This is a genomic window from Chitinophaga sp. W3I9, from assembly GCF_050434025.1.
Lineage (GTDB): Bacteria > Bacteroidota > Bacteroidia > Chitinophagales > Chitinophagaceae > Chitinophaga.
Genome location: NZ_JBNPWC010000001.1, coordinates 5,690,863 through 5,705,427, shown reverse-complemented (window position 1 = coordinate 5,705,427; position 14,565 = coordinate 5,690,863). Strand labels below are relative to the sequence as shown.

Genomic DNA, 14,565 nt, shown 5'->3' with positions numbered 1-14,565 from the left:
AGGTCCCCCCATTTGTCGGGTCAGTGTGAGATAGAGAAAGCCGGGCTATCTAAAGATACAAAACTGATGGGAAAAAGATGTCTTTTCTGATGCCGTTGGTTTATATTCTACTGCCGCAAAAGACGTCTTTTTATCATCAGGATTTATTTTTATTTCTACCATCTCAATATTCGTTCTGTTTGCAATTGGCTACAAACTGAGCAGGTGTTAGCTCGTTTAATGAGCTATGTGGTCTAAAGGTATTATACTCTTGTACCCAGTTGCTAATTTTCTCATAGGCATCATCCAAGGATAAGAACCAGTTTACGTTTAAGCACTCATCCCTGAATGAACCGTTGAAGGATTCTATGAATGGGTTGTCTGTAGGTTTACCTGGTCTAGAATAGTCCAGCACAACCTTGTTTTCATATGCCCATCGATCAAAATCCTTCGAGATAAATTCACTTCCATTATCGACTTGTATCCGTTTTGGGACGGTGCCATTCTCCCGCTTAAGAGTTTCCAGAGCCTCCACTACATCTATCCCCTTGATGGATTTCCCGACCCGGATCGCATGGCAGTAGCGACTAAAATTATCGACTATAGTTAACGACCTGAATTTACGTCCGTCGAAGAGAGCATCGGCTACGAAATCCATGCTCCAACATTGGTGTAAATTAGTGATATTGGGTCTTTCCAGACGGTGTGCCGCTGATTTATTCCTTCGTGGTCTTTTGCTGCGTAGGTTAAGCCCTTCTTCTTTGTAGATCCTATGAATCCTTTTATGATTGTCCTTAAACCCCTCTCTGCGTAACAGTATGTAAATCCGCCACATCCCATATCTGACCCTCGCCTCTGAAATCTCGCGCATTCGTTGGCGAAGGTGCCGATCTTCTCGGCGGCGCGAACGGTAATGCCAATTGGACCAGGGCATGCAAACTACGCGGCAGGCTCTTCGAAGGGATACCTGGTAGTCGGCAGTTAAATGGGTTACCAACTGCCGTAGTTGACGGGTTTTCAAAGATTTTTTTTTAGCACATCCTGCAACATCTGTTTGTCCAGGCTTAAATCTGCGACAATCTGCTTCAGCTTCGCATTTTCGTCCTGAAGTTGCTTCAGTTGCCTTAGCTCACTCATTCCAAGTCCTCCATACTTTTTCTTCCAGTTGTAAAAAGTAGCTTCGCTGACACCCATTTGCCGGCATACTTCTTGGACCTTTACACCACTGTCCGCCTGCTTAAGCGCAAACACAATCTGGCTTTCGGTAAATTTTGTTTTTTTCATGAGCAATTTTTCATGTTTAAATTATGAATTATTGCCCGATTTCTCTACTTTTCAATGGCCCGATTTATTGGGGGGAGGTCAGTGGCCAGGTAGATAAAAGCACTGTCGACCTCTACCCCTGGATAACTAATAATAGCGATATTGATATTATCTGCAAATTTTTTACTGGAATCTGCCAAAGGGCTGTCATCTCTTGCCGTCATAGTAACATGGGGGTTATCGGTTATTCTCCAATACCGCCATTTTTCCGGAAGAGCTATATAGTAATTGTTAGTGGTATCCTTGTACGGGTAAAGGAGCTGTGCATGGGTAACAACTTGTAGAAGCAGTAAACTGCAAAGGAAAAAATATCTCATAAGTATTAAATGCTAGCGTTCTGGAAGACACAAATATATATAATTCGATGTTACCTTTTTGTGCCAGCAATTATTCCCGGCATTTAAAAATGGGCTGGTTATGCTTTCATTTTACTTTGTTTTTTAAACCAATAATATTGAGATCTTCCATCTTCTCCCTTAGGTCCAATAATAGCAAACATTGAATCGTTCTCATTGTAGGGCGAGAAGTCTATAACGACAGGTGTGTTTTTAAATTGTAATTTGCCTGAGCTTTCAAATCCACATGTTCCTGCATCCCAAAGACCAACAGTATCTTCTATAAAAGGAACTGATCTATTAGTGTGGAACGTAGAATCAGGCTGAAAGATAATTACCAGCCCTGCGAAGTGCGTTGAATCATTTGATTTTTGACGCAATGCGTCATTTGATGCGTTATACAAATACTTTCCTACCTGATTAATGTGACATTTCTTTCTTGCCTCAACTTCGCTTAATCCACAAGAATAAATACTTATACTTATTATTAAAAAAAGCTTTGAATATTTCATTGCAAAGGTTTACTGACTTATTAGAATAGTAGGCTAAATGTCTGGCTTATATTGCCAATAGAGTTGCTTTTTAGGATCTCGCACAACCAGTAGGCGATTACCTTACTGCTCCTTAAAATTTTCTACAACAAACAGGTCGATTTCAGGGTAGGTGGTGGCCTGATCATTGATTATCTGCTTTACGCTTTTCCAGTCCAACTTACCAAGTCCAGCGCCGATTTTTGGTAGGGCGATCTGTTTTACCTTGTTCTCTGCTGCCAGCTGCAGCATTCTGCCGATGGCAGCATCGACAGCGGAGATTTCTGCTTTGGTGGTCCAGGATTTTTGGGTGCCCAGGTTAAACACAAAGCCTTCCCCATAGTCATACATAAAGACTTCTCCCAGGGTGAAGGCGCCACTTCTGCACAGTTTTTTATATTGAAGGTACATGGCGGGGAATTTCTCTTTGAACTGTACAGCGATGCCTTTGCCCATCGCGCCGGCGCAGTTGCAGCCGTGTGCGTAATTGTTAACACCGGGAATGCCAAATATGTTTCCTTCGTTGATATAGGTTACCATTATTTAAATATAGACTAATTGTTATTTAATATATTGCAATAATATAGAAAAGTGCTACGCATTCAATATGCGTATAGGGTAACTACAAAATAATTTCAGATGAATGGTATGCAGGGTATATTAATGAAGACATTTGTGCTATTGCTGATTTGCTGGTATCAGCCTGTCTCCGGTCAAACTGGTAGAGATGGACATATAAAAACAGATAAGATCGTGGGGTATGTTTTCCAGAAAAGCAGGCAGTAGCTAAATATATTTACGAAGAGGCCCGGTCAAGGTTTACACCAACCCGCCAGGAAGTCATCGATGCAGAAGCCATCATTACCCGGGAATTAAAAAAATGAATGATTCTGTAGGATTGAAAGTTCCGGATATTGGCACTATTTACCGCAATTTAGATGGTTATGTAAGACAGTATGTTGGCTTTATTGACAGGACAGGAGCTAAGGTCATCTGGGTGAATTTTTTAAAAGCCGGAAGGGGATATGAAGAAAGACTGGAGAAGTATGTGATTGAGGTCTCAGATGGCGGCACCAGCTATTGGAATGTGAAAGTGCATCTCACGGAAGTGGGGCTATTCGGGTTAAGGATTAATGGCAGGGGATAACATTTCTATCTTTATCTGGCCTGTCCAGGTTTTGCATTTTAACCGAAAGTACCTTACTACTGTTTGTGAGGACTCGTTAGATCAATTTATGACTTAAGTATCTTGTTCACAAAATGGCACAAAGGTGTGAGTACTGAAGATAGAATGAGTTCTACCTTTGGTGAGTATTTTAGAATTTAACCCGGCCCTATAACCCATTTTAACCCGAATTATTCCTGTGCAGACTGTTGGATCAAGGCTAAAAGGTATCAATTCAAAATATCTATTGAGTCATATTAATTATTTAATTTCCCCACATGCTTTATTTGTTAGTTGTAGGTGTGATTGTGTTATTCCGTTTTTATGCGATATCAGGAGCGGATGGCATGATGGTGCACTGTTAGGTTTTGTAGGTTATCACAATGGCTAAAATTTATAAGCTAGCAAATAAGTAATCCGGAAATTTAACAGTAAATGATTTTAAATAAACTATGTTTAGAGAGAAAATATTTTATGCCTTAATGGTTGTTTCCCCATTATTTTGTGTGAAAAGTGTGGCTCAATCTTCAATAGCACCACCTCCCAATTTATTACCAACCATAACCGCTCCTTCACCAGAGGCATCCGCATTTGCCAGGTACGGTAATTATGAGCCCAACCTGTTTAATGGTACTGTGGATGTTTCAATACCGTTATACGAAATTAAAGTAGGGCAACTTAGAGTTCCGATAAGTATTAGTTATAACACTTCCGGCATAAGGGTTACCGATGTGCCGACCTATATTGGATTGGGCTGGAGTTTGAATGCCGGAGGAGTAATCACGAGGAAAGTCATGGGAGGATTGCCGGACGAATATAGCATAAGCCCTTCCAATGCCGGCTATTTTGGCTACTTAAATGGCGGAACAACAAGAAGGCTATACAACGGCAGTTTTGACGTGGGATCTGAGGCTGGTTTGGAGTATTTGAAAGATGTGGCCGACAGACATAGAATTGATGCGGAACCAGACATTTTTTCTTATAATATTCCTGGTAAAAGTGGCAAATTCGTATTTAGCCAAGAAGATAGCCTTAAGCCTGTTTTTATACCTTACCAGCCTTTGAAGGTTTTATATACACCTGGCCAGGGGACAGCTAATATGACTATGGGCATTACAGATGAATCTGGCATTAATTATCAATTCGATAAGTCTGAGACTTCACAGTATTCACAACAAGTCCTTGGTACTATATCTTACAAGCCTGCGCATAGCGCGGGTTTTTGTTTTTAGCCGAGTTCGATTGTATAACCTCTTTACAACCTATGTATTTATCATTTAACCAGGTGCAATTTTCCTGCGTAGTGGCTCATAGTGCCCCATATCTTTTCAAATCCTGTCAGCAATTTTTTGTTCACACCATTCAGTCCTTCCAGTTCTGTATTGGTGATTAATAACATGCCATAACCTTTGGTGGGGCTAAAGAAAAGGAAAGCAGTAACTCCTCCATCGCTGCCACTATGCCCGATGATACCATTTTTTTTCATGGCATAGAACACACCAATATTAGGCTCTCCTGGATCTATATTCTTTGGATTATAAGCAGTTGAAAATGCAGGTTGTAACATGGTGGTGTAGGAGGCAGCAGTAAGAATTTTTCCTTTTCCTTCCTGCCCTGCAATATTTTCTTTCAGAAAAAGACTCAGCTCATGACAAGAAGTGGTAAGCCCGCCATCTGGATAAGTAACGGAACTGTATTTTGGATAAGAGACTTTGAGGCCGGTGTATAAGGTTGCCAGCTTTGCCTGGTCTGCGGTGGCGGTAGACCAGGTGGTATGTGTCATCTGCAATGGCTGCAGAATGTATTGTTGTGTGTACTGAGCGAAGGAAATACCTGATTTAAGTTCTATCAGCCAGGCCGCCAGATCAGAACCGATATTGGAGTACTCATATCTTTTACCTGGTGCGGCTTTATCAAAATTATTATTTGAATAATAAGTGCCGGACGCGCTTAAATAATCCTGGAGAAATGCGCCTAAAGTAGTGTCTTGGCCTTTTGCACCATAACCTTTTGATTTCAGTAGACTATAGATGGGATTGTCTTCCTGCAAGGGGGTATTGTATAAGTATGTCTTTTTGTATGCAACAGGGTTATCTGTTATCCCTGAAGTGTGCGTAACGAGTTGTTTTAACGTGATGGGTATTTTAGGCGCGTACGGATGTTGTACTTTAAAAGGTAAAATACTGTTGATGTCAGTGTCCAGTGTAAACAGGCCTTGTTCGATAGCTTTCATCACTGCCATTCCAATAAATAGTTTGCTGATAGAAGCAATCGGTTGTACCGTAGTAGTGGTGTAAGGAATGTTTTTTTCAAGGTCAGCGAATCCGAACGCATGTTCGTATAAAATGCTATCACTGTTTACAATAGATACGCTGAATCCCGGAAAACCGTTTTGCTGGTATTGTGTAGTGAGCGCGGCTGTTAGCGAATCAGCTGCTAACTGTCCCCTGACAGGATCAGCATTACAGATAAACAAAAGAAGGAGAAAGAGTTTTCCGACGATTTTTTCAACAGAATCCTGGTGTATACCTTTCATATTTAGAATATATTTCTTACCATAAAGAAAGGTTATTTTAATGAGAACTTTTTTAGGAAAATGAGGTTGGCCGAATGCCTGCGATTACTGTATATTTTACAAAAGTACGAATGTACAGTTAGGCTATTTCGGCCAATTTTCGTAAATCAAAGACAAAAAGGTTCGGGTTTTGTACCATAGGGATCACTGGAAGATTGAAAGCCTTCAAGTCGCAAGATTTGAAGGCTTTCTCTAATTTAATTTATTTGTTTTCAATTGATAAGGAGTTCAAGTACCATAGGGGCCGATTTCTTAGTCGTTAGGTTGCACAGTTCCTCGGTTTAATGTTACCAACGATTTGTTTTAATACCACACAATTATCAAACAATAAAGCATGCAGTTTATGCAAACGACTAGTTTTGCTCAGCGAAGAATCTATTCTTAATATAAGTATTATTTATGGCTAAAAATATTAAACAAACTTCAATTCCAGATGAAATAATAATGGATAAAATCTATTTTATCAGAGGACAGAAAATTATGTTAGACCGTGACCTCGCTGAACTTTATGGTGTTGAAACTAAAAGATTGAAAGAGGCTGTAAGAAGAAATATAAGTCGGTTTCCTGAGGATTTTATGTTTGAAATGAACAAAGAAGAGTTTGAGAATTGGAGGACGCAATTTGCGTCCTCTAAAGAAGAGTTTAAGGGACTTCGCTAGGCACCTTTTTGCTTTAGTGAGCAAGGTGTGACTATGCTTTCCTGTGTTTTGAACAGTGAGAGAGCCATAGCTGTAAATATCCAGATAATACGGATATTTCATCGGATGCGGGAGATGATTTCACCTCACAAGGACATTTTATTGAAGGTGGAGTAACTTGAAAATAAAGTTAGTAACCATGGAGAAGATATAAGATTGATCTTCGATTACCTTAAACAGTTACTGAGTCCTGTATCTGCTCCCCGTGACATGATAGGATTTAAGGTGCATAAGGGTAGTATGTTGAACTTTAGGTAGTCGTGCTACAAGTATGCAACAGAAATTTTTACATGCTAAAGGAAGAAATTGTAATATTTCCAATCTGTCTGCAAAATCAGAAGCATCATTCGCTCCGTTATCTAGCTCACCTTTCTCTAAAGGATAGCCAGTGTTACCGACAATCAAAACACGTGTTGATCATTACAGGAACGGAAGGCACGCACAATGGTATCGCTGATATTTTGGGCGATCTGTCCGGTAGTATCGAAGCGGGGGTTGAAGATGGTGACATCAAAACCAATGATCCTGCCGGTACGTAGAAGTTGGTGAATAAAATATTCTGACTGCTTAAAATCAAGGCCGCCGGGCAGGCGATACTCTACTGCGGGGTTCAACTCATCAGCCAATACGTCGGTATCAAAATGGATCCAATAACCATCCAGGCCGGGATTAAGGTCTGCTATTGCAGCAGCTGTAACTTGTTCTATTCCCTCCTTTTCTATGTTTTCCAGGTCATAACGAATGATAGTAGTTTCGCGGATATCCTGCGAGCCGTATTTTTTTGTCTCCTCCCAATCCCGCTGACCTATATGAATCACGTGATCATCCTGCACATAGGGCTTTGAGTTGTTGATGTTGGTAAGTATATCCGGTCCCCGGCCGGTAACAATCGCCAGGTCCATATCCGCCACTTCGCCGGTTACTGATTTTTCGGGTTCGTAGAAGTCGGCATGTGCGTCTATAAAGATCAGCCCATATTTACCACGGGCTTTAAGACCTGACATGATACCCAGGAGGATGCTGCAATCGCCGCCCAATATCAGCGGGAAGCGGTCTTTATCCAGCAGTAAATTGACGGCTTTTCCCAGCTCGATAGAGAACTCGCGTAGCGGCACCGGGTTGAGACAGTGGGTGTCTGGGTCTCTTTTATCACTGTACTGCGCGTTGAGGGTAGCCAGGTGCAGCACCGGCTGTTCGGGCTGCAGCCGGTCGAGGCCGGCTCCCAGCAGGGCAGCTGCCAGGTCCTGCACGCCATTCGTGCGGAGCCCCAATATGGAAGGTGCCGCCAGGATCTGTATGTTGAGATTTTGTGTACTCATATACGGAATACCAGGGCACAAAATCTATTCCAGATCAGCTGCCCACTACCAGGGTATTGCTCCTGTTTCGGGATTATTTTCCTCACTGAAAAATTTCCCAGTAGGGCCATCATTGTCAATCAGCGCATATTTTACGATCCGTTTTCCGGCGTCTTTAACCGTTCCGGGTCCACGATGTCCATTAAAATCTGTTTTTGTAAATCCAGGGCAAACGGCATTTATTTTGAAAGGAGAATTTTTAAACTCGTATGCTAAAACCACCGTGTACATATTCAAGGCTGATTTGAAAGAAAGATATACAGCGCCTTTGTAGTCGTAATATTTATATGTTGGGTCACTGTGGAGGGTAATTGAACCCTGACTTGAACTTACATTTACAATGCGGGGTGCTGACGACTCTTTCAATAAATCAATAAATGCCTGCGTAACCCGCACTGCGCCGTAGATATTTGCGTCATAAACTGCCTTAAACTGGTCAATCGTTGAATCAAGTGCCGTTTGTGGGGAACCACCATAAATACCCCATTATTAATAAGTATGTACAACACGTTTGTTTTTTTACCTATTTCTTTACGGGCTTTAATTACTGATTCATCGTCTGTAATGTCAAGCTGAATAGCTTCTGCATTGTTTAATCCCTTTGCTTTTAGTTTACCAACGGCTTCAACGCCGTTTTCTAAACTACGACTGCCGAGGTAAACATACATTCCTTCCTGAGCAAGTTGCTGTGCAACTTCAAAGCCAATGCTTTTGTTGGCTCCTGTTACTAATGCAAATTTCATGTTGTATGAATTTTATAAAGCAAAAGTAGAGGGGCCAAAATAGCGGGGATGGACAAATCTGTTTATTCTCCCGATAAATCTTGCCTGGGTAAAAATTCACTGGCGCTTTTTCCTGTACTTTTTTTGAAGAGCCTTGAAAAATAATCGGGCTCATTAAAACCCAATTCGTAGGCCAATTCTTTGATGGAAATATTAGAATACCGCAATTTTCTATGAGCTTCCGCCATCAGGCGGTTAATAAAATAGTCTTTGGGCGATGTGCCGGCGTATTCTTTTACAATCCGGTATAAACTGTTGGTAGATAAAGCTAATTTTTCTGCTATTGCGTTGATAGAAGGTTGCTCTGTAAGAGATGTTTCCACAACTAATTTGAATTCAATAAACTTTGAAAGGTTTGCATTTAAGATATTGGCGTGTTCTTTATTTTTGAAATAGGCGCTGTTTAATTCTGATAGCAATAAGTTCAAATAAGCTAATATTATTTCAGTATCGGTTTCATATTTATCTAAGTAAAGTATCTCATTTAAAATCCCAAAAACCTTTATTACTCTTTCTTTTGCAGCACTGTCAAGAGCTATGGTCGGTGCATTTAAAGGGTTGACTAAAAAAGGAAATTGTTGTGGCAACAAGACCAATGTATTTTCATCAAACAGTAATTTGAAATATTTGAGATTGTCTGTTTTAGCGGGTGGCGTCAAAATTTGATAGGGCATTGCAAAAAGCAGGTGCCCGTCAGTAAGCGTAAAGTCTTGTAAGTCTATATTGTATGTAATGGAACCGCTTTCAATTAATACAATAAAATAAGAAGATAATCTGCGGGGTTGCAGCAATTTTTTTTGAGGGTCAACTGATTGATAAGGATTGTCGTTTGATCGAATCTTTATCCCCAGCTCATCATGCTGTAAGCCTTCATATTTCCCTTTTTGTTCCTGCATATTATTGATCAAATTTTGTAAGGTGTTGTTATACGATGACCGATAAGCTGCTTGTTATAAGAATATGGTAAGTCCGCGCCGCAAAAAATATTAACGCCGTTTTAAGGTTTGCTACCGGATGACGCAAAGAGATTTTGTAAGAAAGCTCATAATCCTCCGCGGGAGAAAAATCTTTATATCCACCTGCCTCAAGCATGGCTGATCTTTTGATCATTAAGGTTGAATTGATGTATTGTGAAATACCAATTCAGGAGATATATTCTTATCTCCAGCCATCACATTTAAGTTTCCGGTCTGCTTGCCGGATTCATCAATAGTTACGGCTTGCCCTCCGCATAATGCGATTTCAGGATTCGAATCTAAAAAACTGGTTTGCGCTTCGAGCCGGTCAGGCATGGCTATATCATCACAATCCAGAATTGCAATGTATTGTCCTCTGGCCTCTTCAATCCCACGGTTACGGGTGAAAGTAAGACCTTTATTGCCATCATTGTGAACTAAACGAATTCGGGGATCGGTAAATTTACCAACTATGTCAAATGTACGATCCGTAGAGCCGTCATTAACAATTAATAGCTCAAAATCAGTAAAGCTCTGATCAAGGACACTTTGTATGGACTTTTCAATATAAGCTTCACCGTTATAGGCGGCCATAAAAACAGTAACTAAGGGCGGATTTTATATTGTTATCCATGTAGACGTCGGTGTCAAGCGGATTTGTCTTAATTTTTTCTCCGTAGAGATCTACTTGTGTCGCCATTTTTCTTTCGCGTATAAGGTATAAAAATGTAGATTTCTTAAAGGCTTACGCAGCTACTCAAATGACGCACTTCTTTCAATACTCCCTATAATACTGATACTACTACCTTTGGCCAGCTCAGGACTTACTTTTCCAATTTTTTGAGCAATAAATCTGAACGAGAGTATGTTGACCTGGTGCGTTGGACTATCAAAAGTTGACTTAGATACCACATGACGCCCCTCAGAATGAATGCTGATCGTATCCGGCATATGCTCCTCATAGGTAGTAATATTGGGCTCCTCCTGTTTTTTACTTTCAGGGTTCTCGCGATGGCCAGGTAATTTACGCCGGTCAGCTCTTTCCAGGTTATTTCATAATCCTTATTTAGATTTCCCTTTTCTGTATAACTGATGTTTTGACCATTTACCAGGTCAAGGGCATCCACCTCAGCCAGGAATGATTTTTTACCATCCGGAAGCGCTATTTCAAAATTGAATTGATTGTTTTTTGGATTAGCACTATCCTTTAAATAATAAGTGCTGGATGTGTAATAGAGTCCTTGTCTGACCGTGTACTTTACTTCCGCCCCGTTCACATAAATTTTGATAGAATCGTTTTTAATGGTCTTCCCTTCTTCATCGGACAAAATGACCACCACCTGGTTTTCGATCTTGCTATGTAAACGTTGCGTGATATTGATTTCTGCGCGGATGAGCGAGAGGCTGGCTACAGGGCCTTTAGACAATTTTGATTCATCACACGACAGTGCAACGATCAGCATGCAGAAGATAGGAAATAGTTTTTTCAATTTTGCCATGATTGTACGGTGTTATCATCTGTCGTGAGATGTCTGTCTGGGTGAATGTTTTGTTGATTCAATCTTCCTTCTCAATGGGGACAAATCCGTTCCCCCTTTTCACTTTTGATGCTATCAACACTTTCATAGGCAAAACCGAGAAAGTGCTCCCGGCCGGTGATGTATACTACCGTACCTGGTCCGGGATCAGGGTTGGTGCTGCATTTATAACCATCTTCTGTATTGGCAGCGGCATACACCCAGAATTTCTCCCTGCTCCCGTTCGGGAATTGCATATTCCAATACCGGTGATAGTAATATTTTCCTCTTACAGCACCATTGCTGGTAACCACCGCTGTGATATGAACTTTTTTCCCGGGTAACAGGTAGATACCCGTGCAAACAAATTTATCCCATGCTCTCCAACAGAGAAACACTCCGAATGCCAGCATCGGTAGTGCAAAAATCTTATAAAAAAGTGGCTCGTGGTTGTTAGTAAGCTCCTTGCGAAGTGTCGCCAGGGTTAAACGGAAAACCCGGATAATAGCGATAACGAGAACCAGCAGCAACATGATTTCGATAGCAATAATAAGGGCCAAAGGCTTGTGCCACAGTATGGCGGCTGGCCAGAGCAGGTCTTCGGTCATAAAAAGCGACACGAATATTAATACACCTGCCCAGATCATGGAGAATTTAAATGCGGGCTTGTAAATAGAGACCATGCAAAGTATGACTGTAATCAGCAGGTAACCGGTGGCGACTGCCGGCAGTCGCATTCTTTTATCAATAAACGGCAGCGCACTGACCACCAGATATAACAATACCCCGGTTAGCACTGGTAGTATCGCCGCAAGCACATACATTAGTTTTTTACCGGTTTCTTTCTTCATTGATTAACGGCACTGGTTTTTATTTTCATCTCCGACTGCATATACAGCAGGTATAGCACTTTTTGTACGACATGCCTTAACCATTGAATCTTTTTTGATGGCAATTTGAAATTACTTTGAAAGTAGTATTTTTTGTGGTAATCCAATATGGTAGTTTAGATTAATTATGGAATGACCTGAAATTTTTTTTAATGAAGGTAGGGACGAACGGCTGTTTTGATACTTTATTAGTGAGTAGTGTCTAATTACAGTACTAAAAATGAATGTTGAATCAATAAACATATATATGAGACATCTATTGGTTGCAGTTTTCCTGCTTTTACTATCCCATCTTGCCAGTGCGCAAATCGAGAACCCCGTAAAATGGACATTTAGTGCAAAGAAAATCGATGAAAAGCGAATCGAACTGCAAATGACAGCGAATATTGATGTACGCTGGCATATCTATGCTCAGGAAACCGGAGAAGGCCCCATTCCTACTTCATTCCGGTTTAATAAGAATCCGTTGGTTACGTTCGTGGGAAAAGTTGAGGAATCCGGAACTTTGAAGAAAGCTTATGACGATAATTTTAAAACAGAATTGAAGTACTATGAGAGAAAAGTTAATTTTATTCAGCAGATAATGCTAAAGGGGAAGGCCGCCACTAAGATTAAAGGATGCGTGGAATTTATGGCCTGTGACGACCACCAATGTTTGCCGTCAAAAGTAGTGGAGTTTTCACTTAGTGTTGGCGGAAAGTAGTGCTGTGATCACTGGACTTTAGAAAAACCCGTCTCTACTCAGTAGAAACGGGTTTTTGTTTTTAACCTATAGTTCTTTCTATAGAAGCAGGAGAGCTCTCACGGTAATTCTTGCCGATAGGAAACCTTATCCACAATCAGCCATTTCCCGTCTAACTTTATCAGGTTAAACCGGTCAATGAACCGAAAGGTGGCAAAAGTCAATTGCACGTGGGCTGAGCCAGTGTCTCCGTCCCAGGTAAATGAAATGAGTTCGGGTTGGCATTCCTGTATTGTTGCCTGGGCAACGAGGTCCAGGTATTGTGGCAGCGCCCACTGAACCAACTTTCCATCTATGACGGTCCTGATGTTGGCATCAGGGTGAAACGCCGCCCGGATCCTTTCGATATCCAGTACCGGACGTCCTTGAAGATAATCATTAAGTGTAAGTAGGATCAATTGCTTTTCCTCTTCTACAGTAACCTGGCTTGTTTGGGTTTCCATTTTTTTTGCCACAAATTATTTGTTTTTCCTCATAAATACATGCCGGAAATAAATCGCTATGTTAGCTTTATTTTACCACCTCACTCACCAAAATGACAGGAACGACATTGGTGTAGTTTATAAAATCTGCACGAATCGCATCCCTGTTTGGAGCAATAGCCGCCTGATATTCACTCAGGCTTTTTACATAGAATGTACCAATAGCCATAAAGGGTAAAGGTTGGTTAGGAATACCGCTGGAAAGCCCTTTTTCAATAGTATATTTAACCAGGTTTACCCCTAAAAAACCAGCCACCATGGGCATATGCTTAGTTTCATAATACTCCATATTGAAAGTTTTACCCTCGGCATATGGATACATGACGGATATCTTTATTAAGCCTTTTTCAGTAACAGTAATGTCGTGATTTTGGGATTTTCCAGATGGCATATCTTGACTAAATGAAACAAAACAAGTGGTTAAAAGAAAAAACGATAAAATTAGTTTAAACTTCATGATCAGTTAACTTTAAGTTACAAACAGGAACAGAACTATCATGATCAATTTACGATTTTTGTTGATGTGGATATAGTTTTTTGGTTTAAGACTGGAAAAAATCCCGCTACTCAAATGCATTTTTATAGCTTGATTTTTTGACTATTTTTACATTTCAACTAAAATCGGGGTGCAAACTTGTCGCGGAAATCTTTTAATAATGAGTATCAGCTTTTGCGGGGCTTGACTTTGGGGGATACATTGCATTATTCTTATATCTTTAAAGAGTATTATAATGCCCTTTGCCATTACGCCGAATCTATCATCGGCGAGCCTGGGCATGCAGAAGATATTGTGCAGGACGTTTTTGAAAAATTATGGCAGAAGCCATATGCCTTCGAGGATCTCCGGCATCTGAAGGATTTTCTGTACAAGGCTACACGTAATGCAGCCCTTAATTTCCTGAAAGGGGCACAGCATAGCAAGGAACGCCAGGCTAAATTCCTTCACGAGCAGGAAAAGGTCGCCACAGGCGAGGACCTGGACATCATCCGCATGGAGGTGTTCAGGGTAATTTACCGCGAGATCAGCAACCTGCCCGAACAATGCGGGAAGATCGTCCGTATGAGTTACATCGACGGACTGAAGAACGAACAGATCGCCGAAATCCTTTCTATTTCACTCCAAACGGTTAAAAACCAGAAAACCAGGGGCATGAAGCTGCTGAGAATGCGCGTGTCGCCGGCTGTAGTAGCCTTATTTTTGTCGTTTTCCCTCCACTCATAATTTTTTTTCG

General features: G+C 40.9%; 17 protein-coding genes and 1 pseudogene. 5 read left to right on the top strand and 13 right to left on the bottom strand.

All coding sequences use genetic code 11. The annotated features are described in order from the left end of the window. Positions 1-163 precede the first annotated feature (163 nt). The 3 genes from QFZ51_RS23095 to QFZ51_RS23085 form a co-directional block, all read right to left on the bottom strand. A protein-coding gene (locus tag QFZ51_RS23095) for an IS3 family transposase (protein ID WP_394349268.1) occupies positions 164-1,263 on the bottom strand; the annotation gives its coding sequence in 2 pieces (ribosomal slippage) (positions 164-1,008 and positions 1,008-1,263; 1,101 coding nt in all). 454 nt (positions 1,264-1,717) lie between these two features. Next, positions 1,718-2,149 carry a hypothetical protein gene (locus tag QFZ51_RS23090; RefSeq protein WP_429049380.1) on the bottom strand — a complete coding sequence of 144 codons (432 nt, stop codon included), beginning with the start codon at positions 2,147-2,149 and terminating at the stop codon, positions 1,718-1,720. A 102-nt stretch (positions 2,150-2,251) separates the two neighbouring features. Beyond that, on the bottom strand, positions 2,252-2,707 hold the full coding sequence (locus QFZ51_RS23085; RefSeq protein ID WP_429049377.1) for a macro domain-containing protein: 456 nt from the start codon (positions 2,705-2,707) through the stop codon (positions 2,252-2,254). Between the two features lie 340 nt (positions 2,708-3,047). Between QFZ51_RS23085 and QFZ51_RS23080 the strand changes: the two genes are divergently transcribed. Further along, a complete protein-coding gene (locus QFZ51_RS23080; RefSeq protein WP_429049375.1) occupies positions 3,048-3,314 on the top strand; it encodes a hypothetical protein in 267 nt (88 codons plus the stop codon). 470 nt (positions 3,315-3,784) lie between these two features. Continuing rightward, a complete protein-coding gene (locus QFZ51_RS23075) occupies positions 3,785-4,564 on the top strand; it encodes a hypothetical protein (protein ID WP_429049373.1) in 780 nt (259 codons plus the stop codon). A 41-nt stretch (positions 4,565-4,605) separates the two neighbouring features. Here the strand turns inward: QFZ51_RS23075 and QFZ51_RS23070 are convergent, their stop codons facing one another. After that, on the bottom strand, positions 4,606-5,868 hold the full coding sequence (locus tag QFZ51_RS23070) for a serine hydrolase domain-containing protein (protein ID WP_429049371.1): 1,263 nt from the start codon (positions 5,866-5,868) through the stop codon (positions 4,606-4,608). Positions 5,869-6,306: 438 nt separating this feature from the next. On the opposite strand from QFZ51_RS23070, the gene QFZ51_RS23065 reads away from it, so the two are divergent. After that, the gene (locus tag QFZ51_RS23065; RefSeq protein ID WP_429049369.1) at positions 6,307-6,567 is read left to right on the top strand and encodes an ORF6N domain-containing protein; all 261 of its coding nucleotides are present in this window, start codon (positions 6,307-6,309) and stop codon (positions 6,565-6,567) included. 440 nt (positions 6,568-7,007) lie between these two features. On the opposite strand, the gene QFZ51_RS23060 is transcribed toward QFZ51_RS23065, so the two are convergent. The 7 genes and pseudogenes from QFZ51_RS23060 to QFZ51_RS23030 all read right to left on the bottom strand — a co-directional run bounded on the left by QFZ51_RS23060 (position 7,008) and on the right by QFZ51_RS23030 (position 12,070). Continuing rightward, positions 7,008-7,925: an arginase family protein gene (locus QFZ51_RS23060; protein WP_429049368.1), complete on the bottom strand. Its 918-nt coding sequence runs from the start codon at positions 7,923-7,925 to the stop codon at positions 7,008-7,010. A gap of 45 nt (positions 7,926-7,970) precedes the next feature. Beyond that, positions 7,971-8,372: an SDR family NAD(P)-dependent oxidoreductase gene (locus QFZ51_RS23055; protein WP_429051602.1), complete on the bottom strand. Its 402-nt coding sequence runs from the start codon at positions 8,370-8,372 to the stop codon at positions 7,971-7,973. Further along, complete coding sequence (locus QFZ51_RS23050) at positions 8,327-8,707, bottom strand: SDR family NAD(P)-dependent oxidoreductase (RefSeq protein ID WP_429049366.1); 381 nt, start codon at positions 8,705-8,707, stop codon at positions 8,327-8,329. The genes QFZ51_RS23055 and QFZ51_RS23050 overlap by 46 nt, the downstream gene beginning before the upstream one ends. 62 nt (positions 8,708-8,769) lie before the next feature. Further along, on the bottom strand, positions 8,770-9,642 hold the full coding sequence (locus tag QFZ51_RS23045; protein ID WP_429049364.1) for a helix-turn-helix domain-containing protein: 873 nt from the start codon (positions 9,640-9,642) through the stop codon (positions 8,770-8,772). A gap of 213 nt (positions 9,643-9,855) precedes the next feature. After that, positions 9,856-10,305, bottom strand: a pseudogene (locus QFZ51_RS23040) (glycosyltransferase family 2 protein); the annotation flags it as partial. 221 nt (positions 10,306-10,526) lie between these two features. Next, positions 10,527-11,201 carry a hypothetical protein gene (locus QFZ51_RS23035; RefSeq protein ID WP_429049362.1) on the bottom strand — a complete coding sequence of 225 codons (675 nt, stop codon included), beginning with the start codon at positions 11,199-11,201 and terminating at the stop codon, positions 10,527-10,529. A 71-nt stretch (positions 11,202-11,272) separates the two neighbouring features. Continuing rightward, the gene (locus tag QFZ51_RS23030; RefSeq protein WP_429049360.1) at positions 11,273-12,070 is read right to left on the bottom strand and encodes a hypothetical protein; all 798 of its coding nucleotides are present in this window, start codon (positions 12,068-12,070) and stop codon (positions 11,273-11,275) included. Positions 12,071-12,356: 286 nt separating this feature from the next. Here QFZ51_RS23030 and QFZ51_RS23025 point away from each other — a divergent pair, with 286 nt between their 5' ends. Next, the gene (locus QFZ51_RS23025; RefSeq protein ID WP_429049358.1) at positions 12,357-12,812 is read left to right on the top strand and encodes a protein-disulfide reductase DsbD domain-containing protein; all 456 of its coding nucleotides are present in this window, start codon (positions 12,357-12,359) and stop codon (positions 12,810-12,812) included. Positions 12,813-12,910: 98 nt separating this feature from the next. On the opposite strand, the gene QFZ51_RS23020 is transcribed toward QFZ51_RS23025, so the two are convergent. Together QFZ51_RS23020 and QFZ51_RS23015 are read right to left on the bottom strand one after the other, a co-directional pair. After that, complete coding sequence (locus tag QFZ51_RS23020) at positions 12,911-13,306, bottom strand: nuclear transport factor 2 family protein (RefSeq protein ID WP_429049356.1); 396 nt, start codon at positions 13,304-13,306, stop codon at positions 12,911-12,913. Positions 13,307-13,361: 55 nt separating this feature from the next. After that, positions 13,362-13,790 carry an EthD family reductase gene (locus tag QFZ51_RS23015; RefSeq protein ID WP_429049355.1) on the bottom strand — a complete coding sequence of 143 codons (429 nt, stop codon included), beginning with the start codon at positions 13,788-13,790 and terminating at the stop codon, positions 13,362-13,364. 240 nt (positions 13,791-14,030) lie between these two features. On the opposite strand from QFZ51_RS23015, the gene QFZ51_RS23010 reads away from it, so the two are divergent. Continuing rightward, the gene (locus QFZ51_RS23010) at positions 14,031-14,555 is read left to right on the top strand and encodes an RNA polymerase sigma-70 factor (RefSeq protein ID WP_429049354.1); all 525 of its coding nucleotides are present in this window, start codon (positions 14,031-14,033) and stop codon (positions 14,553-14,555) included. Positions 14,556-14,565 lie beyond the last annotated feature (10 nt).

Bases quoted from the DNA above. Each gene is read 5' to 3' on its own strand.
- QFZ51_RS23090 (WP_429049380.1), bottom strand. From the start codon at position 2,149: ATGAAATATTCAAAGCTTTTTTTAATAATAAGTATAAGTATTTATTCT.
- QFZ51_RS23085 (WP_429049377.1), bottom strand. From the start codon at position 2,707: ATGGTAACCTATATCAACGAAGGAAACATATTTGGCATTCCCGGTGTT.
- QFZ51_RS23080 (WP_429049375.1), top strand. From the start codon at position 3,048: ATGAATGATTCTGTAGGATTGAAAGTTCCGGATATTGGCACTATTTAC.
- QFZ51_RS23075 (WP_429049373.1), top strand. From the start codon at position 3,785: ATGTTTAGAGAGAAAATATTTTATGCCTTAATGGTTGTTTCCCCATTA.
- QFZ51_RS23070 (WP_429049371.1), bottom strand. From the start codon at position 5,868: ATGAAAGGTATACACCAGGATTCTGTTGAAAAAATCGTCGGAAAACTC.
- QFZ51_RS23065 (WP_429049369.1), top strand. From the start codon at position 6,307: ATGGCTAAAAATATTAAACAAACTTCAATTCCAGATGAAATAATAATG.
- QFZ51_RS23060 (WP_429049368.1), bottom strand. From the start codon at position 7,925: ATGAGTACACAAAATCTCAACATACAGATCCTGGCGGCACCTTCCATA.
- QFZ51_RS23050 (WP_429049366.1), bottom strand. From the start codon at position 8,707: ATGAAATTTGCATTAGTAACAGGAGCCAACAAAAGCATTGGCTTTGAA.
- QFZ51_RS23045 (WP_429049364.1), bottom strand. From the start codon at position 9,642: ATGCAGGAACAAAAAGGGAAATATGAAGGCTTACAGCATGATGAGCTG.
- QFZ51_RS23035 (WP_429049362.1), bottom strand. From the start codon at position 11,201: ATGGCAAAATTGAAAAAACTATTTCCTATCTTCTGCATGCTGATCGTT.
- QFZ51_RS23030 (WP_429049360.1), bottom strand. From the start codon at position 12,070: ATGAAGAAAGAAACCGGTAAAAAACTAATGTATGTGCTTGCGGCGATA.
- QFZ51_RS23025 (WP_429049358.1), top strand. From the start codon at position 12,357: ATGAGACATCTATTGGTTGCAGTTTTCCTGCTTTTACTATCCCATCTT.
- QFZ51_RS23015 (WP_429049355.1), bottom strand. From the start codon at position 13,790: ATGAAGTTTAAACTAATTTTATCGTTTTTTCTTTTAACCACTTGTTTT.